Annotated in this window: 17 protein-coding genes, 1 tRNA gene, 1 other RNA gene and 1 pseudogene; 5 read left to right on the forward strand and 15 right to left on the reverse strand. The window is 38.2% G+C overall.

Features of this window, described 5'->3' with window-relative positions; all coding sequences use genetic code 11:
- Positions 1–196 precede the first annotated feature (196 nt).
- From ACOMCU_RS25965 to ffs, 6 genes are all read right to left on the reverse strand, one after another.
- Positions 197–469: a pro-sigmaK processing inhibitor BofA family protein gene (locus ACOMCU_RS25965; RefSeq protein WP_010857004.1), complete on the reverse strand. Its 273-nt coding sequence runs from the start codon at positions 467–469 to the stop codon at positions 197–199.
- A gap of 71 nt (positions 470–540) precedes the next feature.
- Positions 541–756: a YaaL family protein gene (locus tag ACOMCU_RS25970; protein ID WP_010857003.1), complete on the reverse strand. Its 216-nt coding sequence runs from the start codon at positions 754–756 to the stop codon at positions 541–543.
- Between the two features lie 13 nt (positions 757–769).
- A complete protein-coding gene (gene recR / locus ACOMCU_RS25975) occupies positions 770–1,366 on the reverse strand; it encodes a recombination mediator RecR (protein ID WP_010857002.1) in 597 nt (198 codons plus the stop codon).
- A 12-nt stretch (positions 1,367–1,378) separates the two neighbouring features.
- Positions 1,379–1,693 (reverse strand): YbaB/EbfC family nucleoid-associated protein, encoded by a 315-nt coding sequence (locus tag ACOMCU_RS25980; protein ID WP_010857001.1) that lies wholly within the window; start codon positions 1,691–1,693, stop codon positions 1,379–1,381.
- A gap of 21 nt (positions 1,694–1,714) precedes the next feature.
- The gene (dnaX, locus tag ACOMCU_RS25985) at positions 1,715–3,499 is read right to left on the reverse strand and encodes a DNA polymerase III subunit gamma/tau (protein WP_010857000.1); all 1,785 of its coding nucleotides are present in this window, start codon (positions 3,497–3,499) and stop codon (positions 1,715–1,717) included.
- 144 nt (positions 3,500–3,643) lie between these two features.
- An RNA gene (gene ffs, locus ACOMCU_RS25990) (signal recognition particle sRNA large type) lies at positions 3,644–3,911 on the reverse strand.
- Between the two features lie 190 nt (positions 3,912–4,101).
- Here ffs and ACOMCU_RS25995 point away from each other — a divergent pair.
- From ACOMCU_RS25995 to ACOMCU_RS26010, 4 genes are all read left to right on the forward strand, one after another.
- A tRNA-Ser gene (locus ACOMCU_RS25995) sits at positions 4,102–4,194 on the forward strand.
- A 146-nt stretch (positions 4,195–4,340) separates the two neighbouring features.
- Complete coding sequence (locus ACOMCU_RS26000; RefSeq protein ID WP_010856999.1) at positions 4,341–5,609, forward strand: ATP-binding protein; 1,269 nt, start codon at positions 4,341–4,343, stop codon at positions 5,607–5,609.
- Positions 5,610–6,488, forward strand: a complete 879-nt coding sequence (locus ACOMCU_RS26005; RefSeq protein ID WP_010856998.1) for a response regulator — start codon at positions 5,610–5,612, stop codon at positions 6,486–6,488.
- 91 nt (positions 6,489–6,579) lie between these two features.
- Positions 6,580–7,854 carry a cation:dicarboxylate symporter family transporter gene (locus tag ACOMCU_RS26010; protein WP_010856997.1) on the forward strand — a complete coding sequence of 425 codons (1,275 nt, stop codon included), beginning with the start codon at positions 6,580–6,582 and terminating at the stop codon, positions 7,852–7,854.
- A gap of 49 nt (positions 7,855–7,903) precedes the next feature.
- Here ACOMCU_RS26010 and ACOMCU_RS26015 read toward each other — a convergent pair whose 3' ends face one another.
- The gene (locus ACOMCU_RS26015) at positions 7,904–8,524 is read right to left on the reverse strand and encodes an RraA family protein (protein WP_421051963.1); all 621 of its coding nucleotides are present in this window, start codon (positions 8,522–8,524) and stop codon (positions 7,904–7,906) included.
- Positions 8,525–8,712: 188 nt separating this feature from the next.
- Here ACOMCU_RS26015 and ACOMCU_RS26020 point away from each other — a divergent pair, with 188 nt between their 5' ends.
- Positions 8,713–10,128, forward strand: a complete 1,416-nt coding sequence (locus ACOMCU_RS26020) for an MDR family MFS transporter (protein WP_036130847.1) — start codon at positions 8,713–8,715, stop codon at positions 10,126–10,128.
- 35 nt (positions 10,129–10,163) lie between these two features.
- On the opposite strand, the gene ACOMCU_RS26025 is transcribed toward ACOMCU_RS26020, so the two are convergent.
- From ACOMCU_RS26025 to ACOMCU_RS26060, 8 genes and pseudogenes are all read right to left on the reverse strand, one after another.
- A complete protein-coding gene (locus ACOMCU_RS26025; RefSeq protein ID WP_421051970.1) occupies positions 10,164–10,655 on the reverse strand; it encodes a methyl-accepting chemotaxis protein in 492 nt (163 codons plus the stop codon).
- A 42-nt stretch (positions 10,656–10,697) separates the two neighbouring features.
- Positions 10,698–11,090, reverse strand: a pseudogene (locus ACOMCU_RS26030) (PAS domain-containing protein); the annotation flags it as partial.
- A gap of 479 nt (positions 11,091–11,569) precedes the next feature.
- Complete coding sequence (locus tag ACOMCU_RS26035; RefSeq protein ID WP_010856993.1) at positions 11,570–12,100, reverse strand: TIGR00730 family Rossman fold protein; 531 nt, start codon at positions 12,098–12,100, stop codon at positions 11,570–11,572.
- 132 nt (positions 12,101–12,232) lie between these two features.
- Entirely contained in the window at positions 12,233–12,901 is a 669-nt protein-coding gene (locus ACOMCU_RS26040; RefSeq protein WP_010856992.1) for a deoxynucleoside kinase, read from the reverse strand.
- Positions 12,898–13,536 carry a deoxynucleoside kinase gene (locus ACOMCU_RS26045; protein WP_010856991.1) on the reverse strand — a complete coding sequence of 213 codons (639 nt, stop codon included), beginning with the start codon at positions 13,534–13,536 and terminating at the stop codon, positions 12,898–12,900. Before ACOMCU_RS26045 ends, ACOMCU_RS26040 begins: the two co-directional genes overlap by 4 nt.
- A gap of 152 nt (positions 13,537–13,688) precedes the next feature.
- Positions 13,689–16,100, reverse strand: coding sequence for a heavy metal translocating P-type ATPase (locus ACOMCU_RS26050; RefSeq protein ID WP_421051964.1), 2,412 nt, complete (start codon positions 16,098–16,100; stop codon positions 13,689–13,691).
- A gap of 82 nt (positions 16,101–16,182) precedes the next feature.
- On the reverse strand, positions 16,183–16,389 hold the full coding sequence (gene copZ, locus ACOMCU_RS26055) for a copper chaperone CopZ (RefSeq protein WP_010856989.1): 207 nt from the start codon (positions 16,387–16,389) through the stop codon (positions 16,183–16,185).
- A 104-nt stretch (positions 16,390–16,493) separates the two neighbouring features.
- Positions 16,494–16,826: a metal-sensitive transcriptional regulator gene (locus tag ACOMCU_RS26060; protein ID WP_010856988.1), complete on the reverse strand. Its 333-nt coding sequence runs from the start codon at positions 16,824–16,826 to the stop codon at positions 16,494–16,496.
- Positions 16,827–16,883: the final 57 nt, after the last annotated feature.

Consider the following 16,883-nt stretch of genomic DNA (forward strand, 5'->3'; position numbering starts at 1 on the left):
TGATTACGTTTTGCTTGTTCAGTTTTCAAGGTTCATGTTGTTGTCGATTTGTTTCAGCAACTCTTATATCATACCACAACGAATTTCCTGATGTCAACAATTATTTTTAATTAAATTGTTTTGTATGAAGTTGTTTTCAACAGTTATCTTAACGACTCCTATTACTATACCATAATATTTTCTCTTTGCAAGTGATTTATAAAAAATAGATTAAAAAAGTAATTCCTAGTACCCCAGGTATTCCTAATACTGCAATTGTAGTAACTGAAAATAGATTGATTGGTACATTGTATCCACTATAGCCAACAGCTAAATGAATGATGAATAGTAGTAAAAAAGCAAAGGCGAATCGAAACCAAAAAACCGATAATCCTTCTAATACTTTCCCTAACTTAATGTGCTTTCCTACTATATAAAGAAATAGAAGCGCTACAGGAACACCAATACTCATAATTACAACCCACGGCATACACTTGCCCCCTTCGATAATAATTATGTAAGTGTATGATTTCTGCTTCGCTTCTATAACTCTACCAACAATTATTTGATTAATACTCGTCGAATTCTGGCTTCTTTGAATAAATAATAATGTATACTCTCCGCTGCTTTTCGTTGGGCGATGATTTCTAAATCATAATCATCTACTAATTCTTCAATTATTTTTGCTTGTTGCAAATCCTCTTTTGTTTCTTTAATGAGACCTACAAGTTTTTCATCAAATTCCTTTTTTAGCTTTCCTTTATTGCGGAAGAACATCTCAATCCCTCACTCATAACTCTCGACGGCCTTCCATTGCCTTCGATAACGTTACTTCATCAGCATATTCTAAATCTCCACCTACCGGCAGTCCGTGTGCAATACGTGTTGTACGAATACCAGATGGTTTCACTAGACGTGATATGTACATAGCTGTCGCTTCGCCTTCAATTGTAGAATTCGTTGCTAGAATAAGCTCCTGTACTGTTTCATCTTGCAAACGTACTAAAAGTGACGCTACATTGATATCTTCCGGGCCTATGCCATCCATTGGCGAAATAGCTCCCTGCAGTACATGGTACATACCGTTGTAATCACGCATTTTTTCCATTGCGATAACATCTTTTGTGTCTTGTACGACACAAATAACAGATACATCACGTTGTTTGTCCGTACAAATATGGCAAGGATCTATATCGGTAATATTGCCACAGACAGAACAATAGCTTAAGTTTCGCTTTGCATCAATTAAAGCCTTCGAGAAAGACAATACATCCTCTTCCTTCATCGTTAACACAAAAAACGCCAGTCGAGCCGCGGTTTTCGGCCCGATACCTGGCAATTTCATAAAACTATCGATTAGTTTAGATATGGGTTCTGGGTAGTACATATTTTTTACCTCCTAGAACGGAAGGTTCATGCCTTGTGTGAATTTACCCATTGTTGCATTTGTTTTTTCATCTACTTTTTTAAGTGCTTCATTTGTTGCAACAACGATTAAATCCTGTAGCATTTCAATATCGTCCGGATCTACTACTGATGCATCAAGGTTCACTTCAACTACTTCACGCTGACCTGTTACAGCTACTTTAACCATACCGCCACCAGCAGTACCTTCAAATTGTTCAACATTTAAAGCCTCTTGAGCTTCCATCATTTCTTTTTGCATTTTTTGCATTTTTTTCATCATACCTTGCATATTTCCCATTCCACGCATAAACATATTCCTCCTAAGTAATTAGTCTTCAACGATTTCAACAAAATCTTTACCGAACAGCTTTTCCGCTTCCGTCACGAGTGGATCCTGTGATGCAAGTGGTTGTGCATCATCGATAAAGGGTTCTTCTGGCATCTCTGCCGGTGGTGGTTCTAATAACTCTACATCATGATCAGTAGCTGACTGCGCTTTCTGTTGATGCATGCCGTGATCACGAATGAATTCTTCACGCAGCTTTAACCAGGTCTCTTCAGGCGTGCAAAGCATTTCGTACATGGTGCCAGTTTGCCCTGCAATTAATTGTGTGAAGTGTGCTTTTAGTGCATGATTATCAGCAACCATTTGACAATGAATATCATACTTGAATTTTAACACAAAAGCACTCGAAGATGCCGCAACAGGTTCAGCTTCTGCTAATAGAGCCGATTGAGACTTTTGCATTTGGTTTAATGCTTGTGCCCACACGGCTTTAACGCGGTGCACATCCTGCTTTGTAGCATCCTTTAATATTTCTTGAATACGTCCAGTCGGAGCCTTATAGCCATTTGGACTTTTTGCACGTGGACGTTGCTCCTTAGGCGTCGGCGTAGTTTGTGTCGGCACCCCATTTTGCAATTGCGCTGATAATTGCTGGACTGTCTGCTCAAGCGCCACTATTTTCTGTGCTATCTCAGGACTCACCGTTGTTTCTCCTGAGGAGTTCACTTGATTAACTACTCCACCTGAAAACTGTGTCATTTTCAGCAAAGCTGTTTCTAAATAAATTTTTGTATGATGAGAGAAACGCATTTCTTGTTGTGTTTTCGCTAAGATGTCAATATAGCCATAAAGCAAATCTGGTGCAAAATCATGTGCTAAAGTAAACACTCGCTCCTCTGGCGATACTAGCTCTAATAATTCCGCTAACCCCTCACTCGTTTGCAGGAGCAGTAAGTCGCGGAAGAATGTAATTAAATCCTCTGCCAGACGTAGTGGGTCTTTCCCATCGGCAATAAGTTGTTCTAATAACGCAAGCATTTGTGCGACATCTTTCACCTTTAAAGCCTCTGCCAAATCATAAAAAACTTCCTGACTAATCGATCCTGTAACAAGCAGTGCATCTTCCAGTTTCAAGAGATCACCACTGAAGGATACGACTTGGTCTAACAAACTCAGAGCATCCCGCATGCCACCAGCAGCAGATTGCGCAATAACCTTTAAACCTTGCTCTTCATAAGGTAGCTCAATGTCTTCTAATACAACCTTCATCCGTTCAATAATATCGTTCGTCGAAAGTCGTTTAAAGTCAAAGCGCTGACAACGCGAAATAATCGTCGCTGGCAATTTATGCGGCTCTGTCGTTGCTAATATAAAAACAGCATGCGACGGTGGTTCTTCTAAAGTTTTTAAAAGTGCATTGAAGGCACTTGTTGAAAGCATATGCACTTCATCAATGATATACACTTTAAACCTGCTACTAGCAGGAGCAAAACGAACTTTTTCAATAATGTCACGTATTTCTTCAACGCGTGAATTGGATGCAGCATCAAATTCTATTACGTCTGGATGAGAACCATCTGTAATGCTTAAGCAAGTTGCACAGTCATTACAGGGCTCGCTTGACGGGGCTCGCTCACAGTTTAATGCCTTCGCAAAAATTTTAGCCGTACTCGTTTTCCCAGTACCACGCGGACCAGAAAACAGATACGCATGCGTTGTTTTATTTGCTAGGAGAGCATTTTGTAGCGTTCTTTTGACATGCGCTTGACCTGACATCTCACGAAATGATTGTGGCCTATACACACGATAAAATGCTTGATACGTCAATGATTTCCTCTCCTCTTCTTTTTAAATATGATAGCTCTATTATAGCATTGGCTGCATTATTAATAAAATCGTATTGTCACTATTCACATAGAAAAAACGCATTCGCCTACAATAGACGAATGCGTTTGAATTGGCAATTTAATGCCGTGCACCTTTTTTCGACAGCCGCACATAAGCGTTACTCTTGTCGTTAGCTCAGATTAGGCAACCCCGCGGCACATGAATAATACCACTTAATGCTGCTTCCTTCCGGACCTGACATAGTTCATGGGTATCCATTGCGCAGGACCCAATCGTCAACACTACGTGCAAAAGGCAGACCAAACAATACGGACAGCCTCAAAAAAGGAATTCAGTCTCGCTAGAGCGGATTGCGAGTTACAGGACACCGCTACCTTCCCACCTAGCACGGCAATAACTAGTATACTTTCAGTTTTCATAAAATGCAACGAATTACACTAATTATTTATATTCTATTGATATCTCTGCCATATAAAAAATTAATTTTAGAAAATCTAAAAAAAAATGATAAAAGTATTGACGTGAAAACTAATACATGATAAATTAGTTTTTGTCGATAAGACATTGCAACAATATACTATGGAGGTATACCCAAGTCTGGCTGAAGGGATCGGTCTTGAAAACCGACAGGCGGGTAACACCGCGCGGGGGTTCGAATCCCTCTACCTCCTCCAGTTTTTAAAATCCGACTACATGATGTAGCCGTTTTTTTTTGCCTAAAATTGCACTTACACTTCTAGATGCCACTTCCACTTAGGATGTGGTATTTTTTTATTAGATATCTCGCTCGACTAATATAGATTAGGGAGGATGCTTGAAAATGTACACGAAAGTTATTATGTCCCGTGCAACCCTCACATGGGTTTTAATGATAGCCTTATTTACAGCGGTCGGTAGTGAAATAAAAATTTTGCCGTTCTACGATACAACATTTCGCTTTGGATTAGGAAGTATTATCTTCTTTTTATGTACTCTCATTAAACCTACACCAATTATCTTAGCAGGTATTGCTACAAGTATTGTGACTACCTCTTTCCGAGTTATAGTTAATTACTATTACTACACATTAGATGTTTCAATAATAGAAAGTATTCTTATGCATCTGCCTGCAGCTATATTTTACTTATTGTTTGCATTATGCCTACATCAATTAAACATTCATCAATATCGAGAAAAACCGTTAAAGCTCGGACTCCTTGTTGCCTTTAGCGAAGTCATTAGTAATTTAGGTGAACAGTTAGCACGTTTTCTTGTGCACTCGTATAATTTTGTATTTATACACGACTTTCTCATACTCGTTGCCGTTGCCTTGCTACGGAGCTTTTTCGTGGTTGGCATCTATAGTTCTATTTTAATTGCCGAACAAAAAAAACGCGTACAAGAAATGCTTAATATTGGTTCTGATTTATATGTAGAAACCTTATACCTAAAAAAATCAATGAATCATATTGAAACAATTACAGCAAGCGGCTTTGATTTATATCGCCAATTAAAAGTTAAAGGCTATCGCGCGGAATGCTTACAAGCGCTGCATATTGCCCAGGAAATTCATGAAGTAAAGAAAGATTCACAACGCATTTATGCGGGTATTTCAAAAATCGTAGGTGAAAAGAGCTATGGCTCCATTCGATTATCAGAATTATTGCATTATATAGAGGAAGGTAATAGTAAATATAGTGAATTGCTAGGAAAAGATATACAGTTTAAAATTAGTTTTGATAGTGATTTTCAAACGGAGGAGCATATTGCATTGCTTGCTCTATTAAATAATTTAACAGCTAATGCCATAGAAGCAATTGAAGAACACGGTATTATTTCTATTGCTATTCAGCAACAAGAGGATGATACTGTAATAACCGTATGTGATAATGGAAGTGGCATTTCACAAAATGATCTCTCTATTATTTTTGAGCCTGGTTATACTACAAAATATAATATTGAAGGTGTAGCAGCAACCGGTATTGGGCTCTCACACGTAACCACACTAATAACAAAATTAAACGGTACAATTTCTGTCGAATCTAATAATAAAGAAACGATGTTTAAAATTATAATTCCTACGCAAACTATTCAAACAGGAGAGACTTAAATGAGGTATTTTATTGTAGATGATGATCGTGCAAGTCGTGTCATGTTAAAGCAAATTATTGAAGATAGTGGTTTAGGTACCGTCATTGGTGAAGCACGCAATGGTGAAGATGCCATACCACAAATATTAATGACACAACCAGAGTTTGTGCTAATCGATTTACTTATGCCAAAGCTAGATGGTATTGCAACGGTAGAGCATCTAATTCAAAATCGCTTTGAGGGACAATTTATTATGATTTCTCAAGTAGTGAATAAGGAGATGGTTGGTGAGGCGTATGAACAAGGTATAGATTTCTTCATTCATAAACCAATTAACAAAATTGAGGTCGAAAATGTTTTACGTAAAACAACAGAACAATTTCGACTAAAGAACTCGCTCCTAGTTATTCGCCAATCCCTTACTAGTATAGAAATAAATGAGCAAAAAAATCATAAAGCGACATCACGTGATCATATTCAATCAATTTTGAATGATATGGGCATTGTTGGTGAAATCGGCAGCGAGGATATCATTGCCATAATCGAAACATTACTAGCACATCAGCATAAAATTGCACCACTTCCTCCGTTAAAGGAGCTGTATGAAGAAATAGCCGCTGTCACCAAAACGACTCCCGATGAAATATTGAAGGAAAGTAAAGCCATTGAACAGCGTGTGCGTCGTACGATTTTAGCTGCAATGATTAATTTGGCCAATTTGGGTGTTGTTGATTACACAAACTCTGAATTCGAATACTATGCACCGCGATACTTTGATTTAAAAGAGATTCGTCAGCTTATGAAGCAAATAGAGGATCATGGTAATCGAAAAGCAAAGGTGAATATAAAGAAGTTTATTCAAGTGTTATATTCAGACATTTTAACAAAAATAAATTAATTTTATCGGATTCTGTCGGATTTTATAAGTCCTCCGTATTATTAAAGTAAGGCGTGTCCTAAAAATTTTAATATTAGGAGGAACGAAGATTTTGAAAAAGAAATTTAAGATCAGTTTAGCCACTCAAATTCTAATCGGTTTGACTTTAGGGATCATTGTTGGCGGTATCTTTTACGGAAACCCCAATATTGAAAAATATCTACAACCACTAGGAGATATCTTTCTACATCTGATTAAGATGATTGTTGTACCGATTATTATTTCGACATTAATCGTTGGCGTTGCTGGGACAGGCGACATGAAACAACTTGGGCGATTAGGCGGGAAATCACTTATTTATTTTGAAGTTATTACAACGGTAGCAATTGTTGTCGGTTTACTTTCTGCGAACCTTTTCCAGCCAGGTGCTGGTGTGAATATGAACGAGCTTTCTCAAGGAGATATCTCGAAATACGTTTCGACAACTGAGGAAGTACAACATGAAGGACCTTTCGATATTATTGTAGGTATTGTACCAACAAATATTATCCAATCTATGGCTGAAGGTGATATGCTTGCGATTATCTTCTTCTCCGTTATCTTTGGTCTGGGTGTTGCTGCCATCGGGGATCGAGGTAAGCCAGTTTTAGGCTTCTTCCAAGGTGTAGCTGATGCTATGTTCTGGGTAACGAACCTCGTGATGAAATTCGCTCCAATTGGGGTATTTGGTTTAATTGGTGTAACCGTTTCCAAATATGGATTTGCTTCCCTAATACCTCTTGCCAAACTTGCTATACTCGTTTATGGCACGATGTTATTTTTCATCTTTGTTGTTCTTGGCATTGTGGCAAAAATAGCAGGTATCAGTATTTTCTATTTAATTAAAGTATTAAAAGATGAGTTAATTTTAGCGTTCTCCACAGCTAGTTCAGAGGCTGTATTACCACGAATCATGATGAAAATGGAGAAACTAGGCGCACCAAAAGACATCGTATCTTTTGTTATTCCAACAGGTTATTCCTTTAACCTAGATGGTTCAACACTGTACCAAGCAATTGCTGCGTTATTCATAGCACAAATGTATGGAATACACTTAAGCATCGGCGAACAAATTACATTAATGCTTGTATTAATGGTTACGTCTAAAGGGATTGCAGGTGTACCAGGCGTTTCATTCGTTGTACTTCTTGCAACGTTAGGTACTGTTGGTATTCCAATTGAAGGTTTAGCGTTTATTGCGGGTATTGACCGTATTCTTGATATGGGACGTACAGTTGTTAACGTAATTGGTAACTCATTAGCATCGTTAGTAATGGCGAAATGGGAAGGCCGTTTTGATAAAGAAAAAATGAAAAATTACTTTAAAGAAAATGAAAATTTAGCATAGTCTAAATAAGAAAATCCTCACGATGTATAAATGCATCGTGAGGATTTTCTTATTTGTCTAACACTTTATCTAAATAGGCAATAATTGATTCTTTGCCATTTACGTGTGCTTCTTGTGCTCGTATTTCGTCCTTTGCAACTTTTGCCTCAGCGGTCACAACGATACGCTCCGCATCCACCTGTGGCACAACAAGAACACCATCTACATCCCCAATAATATAATCACCCGGTTGAACAGTTACGCCGCCAATAGCAATGGGTACATTTACTTTACCGCCACCATTTTTATTGCCAGCCGCTACCGTTGTTCCAAGAGAAAACACCGGAAAGTTTAACTTTCTAATAGCTTCAATATCACGAATTACACCATCCACCACGAAGCCCTGTATACCCATACCTTTCGCTAATGAAATTACAAAGTCCCCTGCCACAGCACGATTCATATTACCCTTTGCATCAATCACTAAAATATCGCCTGCGTTAGCAGCCCGAATGGCTTCTAGCACAGCACCATTTTCCCCATCTGGTAATCGAACAGTTACGGCACGCCCAGCAATTTTAAAATGATCTGCTAATGGCTTAATATCACTGCGTAAATTCGTATGCCCCCCTGTTGCATCAGAAATGGCTGTCGTCGGTAAATGTTTAAAACTTACTTCCACTTTTGTCATGCATAACACCCCTATTATGAATTATGAATGGCTTACACAAATATTGTAAATAAAACACCAGCACATTGACTAGTCTTTTTTATCCTCTTCTATTTTATAGTCAATAATTGTGACGGAAACAGTTGGAAATAAATCATATGTATATGTTACTGTTAGGAGTAATGAAAACTAAAGAAAAAGAGGGTTATATGGATAGTCAAAAGTTATATGAACAACGCAATCAAATTATCGCTGCTTTTCTAGTCGCTGCCTTCATCGGTTTATTTAATGAAACAGCACTTAATATGGCCTTTGCCCAACTAATTCTAGATTTTAACACCGATGCTTCTACTATTCAGTGGCTAACAACTGGGTATTTACTAACTCTAGGTATATTGGTACCTTTATCAGGATTTCTTATGCAGCGTTTTCCTACGAGGCATTTGTTTGTTGTATCTTTATTATTCGCAATTATCGGTACTGTCGTTTCAGCAATTGCACCAACCTTTACAGTATTACTCACTGGACGAATTATTCAGGCTATAGGAGCCGCCATTATTTTGCCACTCATGATGCAGGTCGTCCTAATGATTTATCCCATTAACCAACGTGGGGCAGCAATGGGCAAAATTGGCTTAGTCATTATTTTTGCACCTGCAATTGGCCCAACCATTGCAGGTTTCGTCATGGAGCATTTCTCATGGCATTATATCTTTTGGATAAGCGTCCCATTCCTAATAATTTCGTTTGTACTCGGCTTAAAATTTGTTCAAAATGTTAGCGAGGTACAACCCGTTAAATTTGATGTATTATCAATCATCCTTTCAACGATTGGTTTTGGAGGAGTAGTCTACGGCTTCAGTATTTCTGGTAAACTCAGCACATTCATGACAGCTGAAGTAATGATTGCTATCAGCATCGGTATTATTGGGATTATACTTTTCTGTTTGCGCCAATTAAAAATGGAACAACCTATGCTTAATTTAAAAGTTTTTTCATTTCCAATGTACAATATTGGCATTATGATGGTCATTCTCGTGCATATGACTATCTTAGCAACGATGGTATTACTCCCAATCTATTTGCAAAATATTTTACTTCTTGCGCCAATGATAGCTGGTCTTTCTCTACTTCCTGGCGGTGTTATCAATGCCTTTATGGCTGTGGCATCAGGTCATATTTTTGATCGCTTTGGTCCACGTATTATGGTGCCGGTCGGTTTGTTGTTAGAAATTGTTGCACTGTTTGCCTTACGTACAATTGATGCTGAAACATCTGTATACTTTATCGTAGTCTTTCATATCCTGATGTTTGTCGGTATTTCACTAGCAAGTATGCCTGCTCAAACGAATGGTTTAAATCAACTTCCTCGTCATTTGTATCCAGATGGAACTGCATTTATGAACACACTACAGCAGGTTGCAGGGGCTATCGGGACAGCAGTATCCATTACAATTATGTCAATTAGTACAGCTAATTTTGTTAAAGTAAATGGAACATCTGCTGATAGTACCTATTCGGGTTCAATTATCGGTGTACAACATGCTCTAACTTTTGCATTAGTACTTGCCATTATTGCGCTTGTATTATCATTCTTTATGAAACATGTACAAGAAGAAAAATAAGTTGAAGCATGTGGCTAAGTTGCCACATGCTTCTTTTAAATTAATTCTGTAAATTGTTTTGAACGTTCATCCAATGCTTCCGCTGCAGAAGCAATTTCAACGAAGTCACTAGAAGCCACATTAATCTGTGCGTTTGTTTTCTCAACCTTTTCAGCTATGCGTGTAATACTTTCTGTGACCTGCCCAATTTCACGTATTATGCCCTCAACATTATCTTTCACTTCTGAGATGGATTGCTCAACCCTCACTGAAAGTTTTCTAACCTCTTTAGCGACAACATCAAAACCTCTTCCATATTCGCCTGCTCTTGCTGCTTCAATAGCTGCATTTAATGCCAGTAAATTTGTTTGGGAAGCAATGTCTTGTATAGTTTTAACTATACCTGTAATCGATTCAGCCTGACTTTGCAACTGTGAAAGATTTCTCACGTTCTCCTTATATTCTTGTGACACTTCTTGTATTGTGTCTAACAAACCCTCACTATTTTTTATGCCCGCCTCTGAACGACTATGGAGTTGGGTGGACATTTTCTTTAGGTTGTCTGCTACATTAATAATAGTATTTTGACGTTCTGTAATATTCGTGGCGATTTTTGATACGCCTATTACTTTTCTTGAATTATTCGCAAACACAGGCATGTAGGTAGCCTCAAGCCAAACGCTCTTTCCATGTACATCCATTCTTTCGATTTTATCCTGAAAGTTTCTTCCTGCCGCTAAGTTACGCCAAAAATTTTCATAAATCGGGCTATTTACAAATTTAGGGAAACAAAATTCGTTATGACTCTTTCCTATCATTTCATTTACTGTATAGCCCATCGTTTTTGCAAATATCTCATTCACATAGGCAACTTTCCGATTCATATCAAAGCGGATAATGGCCACATTTCGTTCGATTGCCTGAACCACTAAATCATCTGTTACTAGTGTGTCTATTTTTTGCATGAAATCCACCTTAATCATTCCTTTTAGCCGGAACAATAATTCCTTTATTTACCATTTTTTATGTTCATTATTTACATTATAATCTAATTACGCACGCCATACATAATTAGCTTGTATAATTATTTTACAACTTTAAGACAAAAGGGTTCGGAAAGGCTATGCATTTCGTAACCCTCAGACTGTAGGCAAACGCAAAGATTGAGTTTGTTTACAATCTTTTTCTATATAAATATAGAATTACCTATATGAACCCGTTGCTTTCCGCTATGGCGGTCATGACTTCAGTCTTCTCTACGCTACGCTCCTGCGGGGGCCTTTTGCTCATGCTATTCCCGCAGATGTCTCCCGCCTACGCTCCAATCAACTAGTATACGTGTGAAAATGGATAGGATGACAAATTTGAAGAATCTAGCCTATTAATTTTAAAAGGTATTCGGAATGCTCGCATACCGAATACCTTTTGTCATCAATCTGACATGCACAATATTTGCCCATGTCTACTTAATAATTTCTAAAACTTCTTCCGGTGTCGTGGCTACACGAATGAGTGATTTTTGTTCAGTACGGATAAAGCCTTCCTCTAACATTCTAGTAAAATGTTGCAGCAGCGCATCATAAAACCCATTTACATTATATAAAATAACTGGTTTTTCATGTAGCCCAATTTGCGCCCATGTAAACACTTCAAAATATTCATCCATTGTACCCCCTCCACCCGGCAAAGCGATGAAAGCACCAGCTAGTTCCACCATTTTTGCCTTACGGATGTGCATAGACTCTACAAAATGGATTTCTGTCAAAGAAGCATGAGCGACTTCTCTTTTTTGTAAATGTGTAGGCATTACTCCAATCACTTCTCCACCTGCTGTTAACACCGCATCTGCCACTTTTCCCATTAACCCTGTTTTTGAACCCCCATACACAACACCATGTCCATTTTCCGCCAAAACCGTACCTAACTCCTCTGCTTTCTCTGCATAAATTGGGTTTACGCCTAACCCAGAGCCGCAATATACCGCTATTCTCATAATCATTCCTCCTATTGCAAAAGACGTGATAACAATAGGCTTCATATTGTCTCACGTCTTTTACTCATTTATTTTCTTAAATCACTTCATTTATTCTTACTAGGCTAGTAATGGTTAAAGGTTGAAAGACTGCTATTTACGTAAATGGCTTGTTTGTTTTAGCATATGACTGATGCGACTCACAATTGATTCAATTGCGTCAGGATTTTTCAATAAATCATAATCATTAATATCTAAACGAAGTACTGGGCATGAATTAAAATTATTAATCCAACTCTCGTAACGTTCATGCATCTCAATCCAATAATCATTTGGTGTTTGTTGCTCCATCTCACGACCACGCTCTTGAATACGGCCAATTACATCATCAATCGGACCCTCTAAATAGATAAGTAAATCAGGGTGTGGGAAGTATGGCGTCATCACCATCGCTTCGAATAAATTAGTATAGGTCTCATAATCGGTAGGATTCATCGTTCCTTTATCGAAATGCATCTTTGCAAAAATACCTGTATCTTCATAGATAGAGCGATCTTGAATAAAACCACCACCGTATTCAAAAATACGTTTTTGTTCCTTAAAGCGTTCAGCAAGGAAGTACACCTGAAGATGGAAGCTCCATTTTTCAAAGTCCTCATAAAATTTATCTAAATACGGGTTGGTATCCACCTTTTCGAATGATGTACGGAAATTTAATGCCTCAGCTAGCGCCTTTGTCATAGTTGATTTTCCTACGCCAACTGTACCGGCAATTGTGACAACCGTATGTGGTGGAATATCGTATTTTTCTCTCAAATTCATTGTTGCAAGCTCCTTTGTTGTAACGTATCCTTTATTACTTTTACAATATATTGTAAATCATTTGGGTTTTTCACGAAATCTAGCTGATCACCGTTAAAGCGAATAACGGGAATTTGTGGATGCATCTTCTCAAAATGCTCAATAAAAGAATGATAATCTGCTACTAGCTGTTCCATATATTCACGCGAAATCATTTTTTCAAATTCACGACCACGCATGGCAATTCGTTTCATTAACGTATCCACACTCGCATATAAATAAACGACCACATTCGGAACGGGCATGTCCTTCGTCAAAATTTGATAGATTTCTTCGTATTTATCATATTCAGTCGGTGACAATGTACGCTTAGCAAATATTAAATTTTTAAAAATGTGGTAGTCTGCCACAACAGGGGTTTCATCTGCTGAACGGATTTTTTTTACATCTGTTAATTGCTTATAACGATTACATAGGAAGAACATTTCCGTCTGGAAACTCCATTCCTCAATATCCTCATAAAACTTATTTAAAAAGGGATTTTCGTCTACTATTTCTTTTAATAGATGGTAATTAAATGTCGCCGCAATCTCTTTAGATAAAGAGGTTTTACCAACACCAATCGGACCTTCTACCGTAACAAATGGGACCGTCACTAGAAGCTCCTCCTTTACATTCTATGAATAAAGTATAAATTAAATCAGTGCCTTTCATTGTATCATAGTGAGAAAGTGAAAAACAGAATCAACATGTACTGTCTTAAAATAGACCATAAAAATAAACCCACCGAAGTGGGCCTTATTTATAGCTATAATTTTACCCGCTGTAAACGTAAAGCATTTAAGACAACAGATACTGAACTAAATGCCATTGCGGCACCTGCTACCCAAGGAGCCAGAAGTCCAATTGCAGCAATTGGGATACCTAGCGTATTGTAAGCAAACGCCCAGAATAAGTTTTGTTTAATATTGCGCATTGTCTTCCGACTCATAATGATTGCATCAGCAATACTGTTTAAGTCACCTCGAATTAGCGTAATATCCGCAGCTTCCATCGCTACATCTGTCCCCGTTCCAATTGCCATTCCAATATTGGCTGTGGCAAGTGCTGGCGCATCATTAATACCATCTCCGACCATCGCCACTTTTTTACCAGCAGCTTGTAGTTTTTTCACCTCATCTGCTTTACCTTCTGGAAGCACTTCAGCAATCACATTATCGACTCCCACTTCTGCACCGATTGCTGTTGCTGTACGTTCATTGTCACCCGTCATCATAATGACTGTGATACCCATGTCTTGTAAACGACGAACTGCTTCTTTTGATGTATCTTTTACTGTATCTGCAACTGCTACTAGACCTGCATAGTGTCCATTAATGGCAGCTAACATCGCTGTTTTGCCGTTCTCCTCTAGCATCTCCATTTCTGGAAGCACTTCGTCTATATCAATACTATATTGTTTCATTAATTTACGTGTCCCAATCACAACTGCCTGACCGGATACTGTCGCTTGCACACCGTAGCCAGGAATTGCTTCGAAAAATTGTACATCTCCAAGCTCAATACCACGATCTACAATCCCTTGAACGATGGCTTCTGCCAAGGGATGCTCGGATTGCTTCTCTGCTGCACCTATCAATGATAAAAATTTCTCTTCGTTTTGATTTGCAGCTGCCATGACATCCGTTAATACCGGTTTACCATGTGTAACTGTTCCTGTTTTATCGACAACAACTGTATCGATGCTTTGTGTTTGCTCTAAGTGCTCGCCACCTTTAAATAGAATGCCAAATTCAGCTGCACGACCTGATCCTGCCATTATAGATGTTGGTGTAGCTAAACCAAGAGCACACGGACAAGCAATAACAAGTACCGCAATTAATACTTCAAGCGCAGGTGTAACTTCACCTGGTCGAACCCAGATAATCCAAATGAGAAACGTTACAATTGCTATACCAACTACGATTGGTACAAATACGCCTGAAATTTGGTCTGCTAACCGTTGAATTGGCGCTTTTGAACCCTGTGCATCTTCTACAACTTTTATAATTTGCGCTAGTGCTGTGTCACGACCTACTTTTGTAGCTGACATTTTAATGAAGCCATTTTTATTGATGGTTGAACCGAATAAGAGGTCACCTTGCTGTTTATCGACAGGTAAACTTTCCCCAGTTAACATGGATTCATCCACGGCTGTTGTTCCTTCTAACACTGCACCATCTACTGGAATTTTTTCACCTGGTTTGACTAAGATAATATCACCAATTACAACTTCTTCTAAAGGTACTTCTTTCTCAACTCCGTCACGCACGACTATCGCAGTTTTTGCTTGAAGACCCATTAGTTTTTTAATGGCTTCAGATGAACGACCTTTTGCCTTTGCTTCAAATAATTTACCTAATAAAATTAAGGTAATTAGTACGGCACTCGTTTCAAAATATAAGTGTGGAACATGGTGTGAACCTGCTGTCACAATTGCTTGATAGACACTATAGAAATAGGCTGCAGATGTCCCCATTACTACAAGTACGTCCATATTGGCACTACCATTACGTAATGCTTTATATGCACCAACATAAAATTGTTTCCCTATAATAAATTGAACAGGTGTTGCTAGCACCAATTGCACCCATGGATTCATTAGCAAGTCGGGGACATATAAAAATGAAGTAAATGAAAAATGGCCAACCATCGTCCAAAGTAACGGCAATGAAAGAATGGCCGATAAAATAAATTTTTGCTGTTGCTGTTTAATGGCTTTTTCGCGATGATCTACCGTTGCTCGTTCATCCGCTTTTTGATGTGCCCCGTACCCTAACTTCTCTACTTTTGCAATAATATCGGCAACGGCAACCTCTGACGGGTTAAATTCAATTGTTGCCTTTTCAAGCGCTAAGTTAACATTAGCCAGTGACACACCTTCAAGCTGATTTAATCCTTTTTCTATACGTGTTGCGCAGGCTGCACACGTCATCCCTGTAATATCTAATTCTGTTTTTTGTTTTACGACACCGTAACCAAGGGCTTCAATTTTTCTTTCAAAATCGGCCTCTGTTAGTTTCGTAGGATTATATTTAATAGCTGATTTTTCAAGCGCTAGATTAACAGTTGCTTGCTCAACGCCGTCCATTTTATTCAAACCTTTTTCTATACGCGTTGCACAGGCTGCACACGTCATCCCAGTAATTTGTAGATTGGCTTCTTTTATTTCTGAACTCATGTACCTTTCCACCTCTCTTTATACCAATAGGGGGTATATAAATTTGAAAAGAAGAGAGTGCTACCTAAGCACTCTTCTTATCTTATTTTACCTCATAACCTTGATCGTCAATCGTTTCTTTTATTTGTTCAAGGGTTACTTGTGCTTCGTTGAAAGCTACATCTACTAAACCATCTGTTAAGTTTACTTTTACTTGGTCTACGCCAGTTAGTGCTCCAACACTTTTTTCCACTGAGCTTACACAATGCCCACATGACATACCTTGCACATTTAATGTTACATTTTGCATAAAAAATCGCTCCTTTAAATTATAATAGGATATAGAGGTATATACTGTTTAAAAACCTCGATTGTCATTGGTCGTCATCAAAGCTGTATCATCTATAAATTCTTTTATTTTTTCATTAATTTTTGAATAGTCACTACTAATTCATCTAAGACTGCCTCATCACCTTCTGACAAGCGATCTACAACACAACCTTTTAAATGACCTTCTAATAAAATCCTCGCTACACTATTTAAAGCTGATTGCGTAGCAGATAGTTGCGTAATTATATCATCACAGTAAACGTCTTTTTCAATCATGCCCTTAATGCCCCGTATTTGACCCTCGATTCGATTTAAACGAGTAGTTAAATCCTTTTTAACACGCTCAGGGTGATTACTTTTTCGACACGACGCCCCTTCCTCTGTGTGGCAAGCATCATCTTTCACTGCGTCCTCCATCATATCCACCTCCTGTTCATCATTATCATACTATACCCAAGAAGGGTATGTAAAGCG

It is taken from the genome of Lysinibacillus sp. UGB7, from assembly GCF_049058285.1.
Classification (GTDB): Bacteria; Bacillota; Bacilli; order Bacillales_A; family Planococcaceae; genus Lysinibacillus; species Lysinibacillus sphaericus_B.

Bases quoted from the DNA above. Each gene is read 5' to 3' on its own strand.
- ACOMCU_RS25965 (WP_010857004.1), bottom strand. From the start codon at position 469: ATGCCGTGGGTTGTAATTATGAGTATTGGTGTTCCTGTAGCGCTTCTA.
- ACOMCU_RS25970 (WP_010857003.1), bottom strand. From the start codon at position 756: ATGTTCTTCCGCAATAAAGGAAAGCTAAAAAAGGAATTTGATGAAAAA.
- recR (WP_010857002.1), bottom strand. From the start codon at position 1,366: ATGTACTACCCAGAACCCATATCTAAACTAATCGATAGTTTTATGAAA.
- ACOMCU_RS25980 (WP_010857001.1), bottom strand. From the start codon at position 1,693: ATGCGTGGAATGGGAAATATGCAAGGTATGATGAAAAAAATGCAAAAA.
- ACOMCU_RS26000 (WP_010856999.1), top strand. From the start codon at position 4,341: ATGTACACGAAAGTTATTATGTCCCGTGCAACCCTCACATGGGTTTTA.
- ACOMCU_RS26005 (WP_010856998.1), top strand. From the start codon at position 5,610: ATGAGGTATTTTATTGTAGATGATGATCGTGCAAGTCGTGTCATGTTA.
- ACOMCU_RS26015 (WP_421051963.1), bottom strand. From the start codon at position 8,524: ATGACAAAAGTGGAAGTAAGTTTTAAACATTTACCGACGACAGCCATT.
- ACOMCU_RS26020 (WP_036130847.1), top strand. From the start codon at position 8,713: ATGGATAGTCAAAAGTTATATGAACAACGCAATCAAATTATCGCTGCT.
- ACOMCU_RS26025 (WP_421051970.1), bottom strand. From the start codon at position 10,655: ATGTCCACCCAACTCCATAGTCGTTCAGAGGCGGGCATAAAAAATAGT.
- ACOMCU_RS26035 (WP_010856993.1), bottom strand. From the start codon at position 12,100: ATGAGAATAGCGGTATATTGCGGCTCTGGGTTAGGCGTAAACCCAATT.
- ACOMCU_RS26040 (WP_010856992.1), bottom strand. From the start codon at position 12,901: ATGAATTTGAGAGAAAAATACGATATTCCACCACATACGGTTGTCACA.
- ACOMCU_RS26050 (WP_421051964.1), bottom strand. From the start codon at position 16,100: ATGAGTTCAGAAATAAAAGAAGCCAATCTACAAATTACTGGGATGACG.
- copZ (WP_010856989.1), bottom strand. From the start codon at position 16,389: ATGCAAAATGTAACATTAAATGTGCAAGGTATGTCATGTGGGCATTGT.
- ACOMCU_RS26060 (WP_010856988.1), bottom strand. From the start codon at position 16,826: ATGGAGGACGCAGTGAAAGATGATGCTTGCCACACAGAGGAAGGGGCG.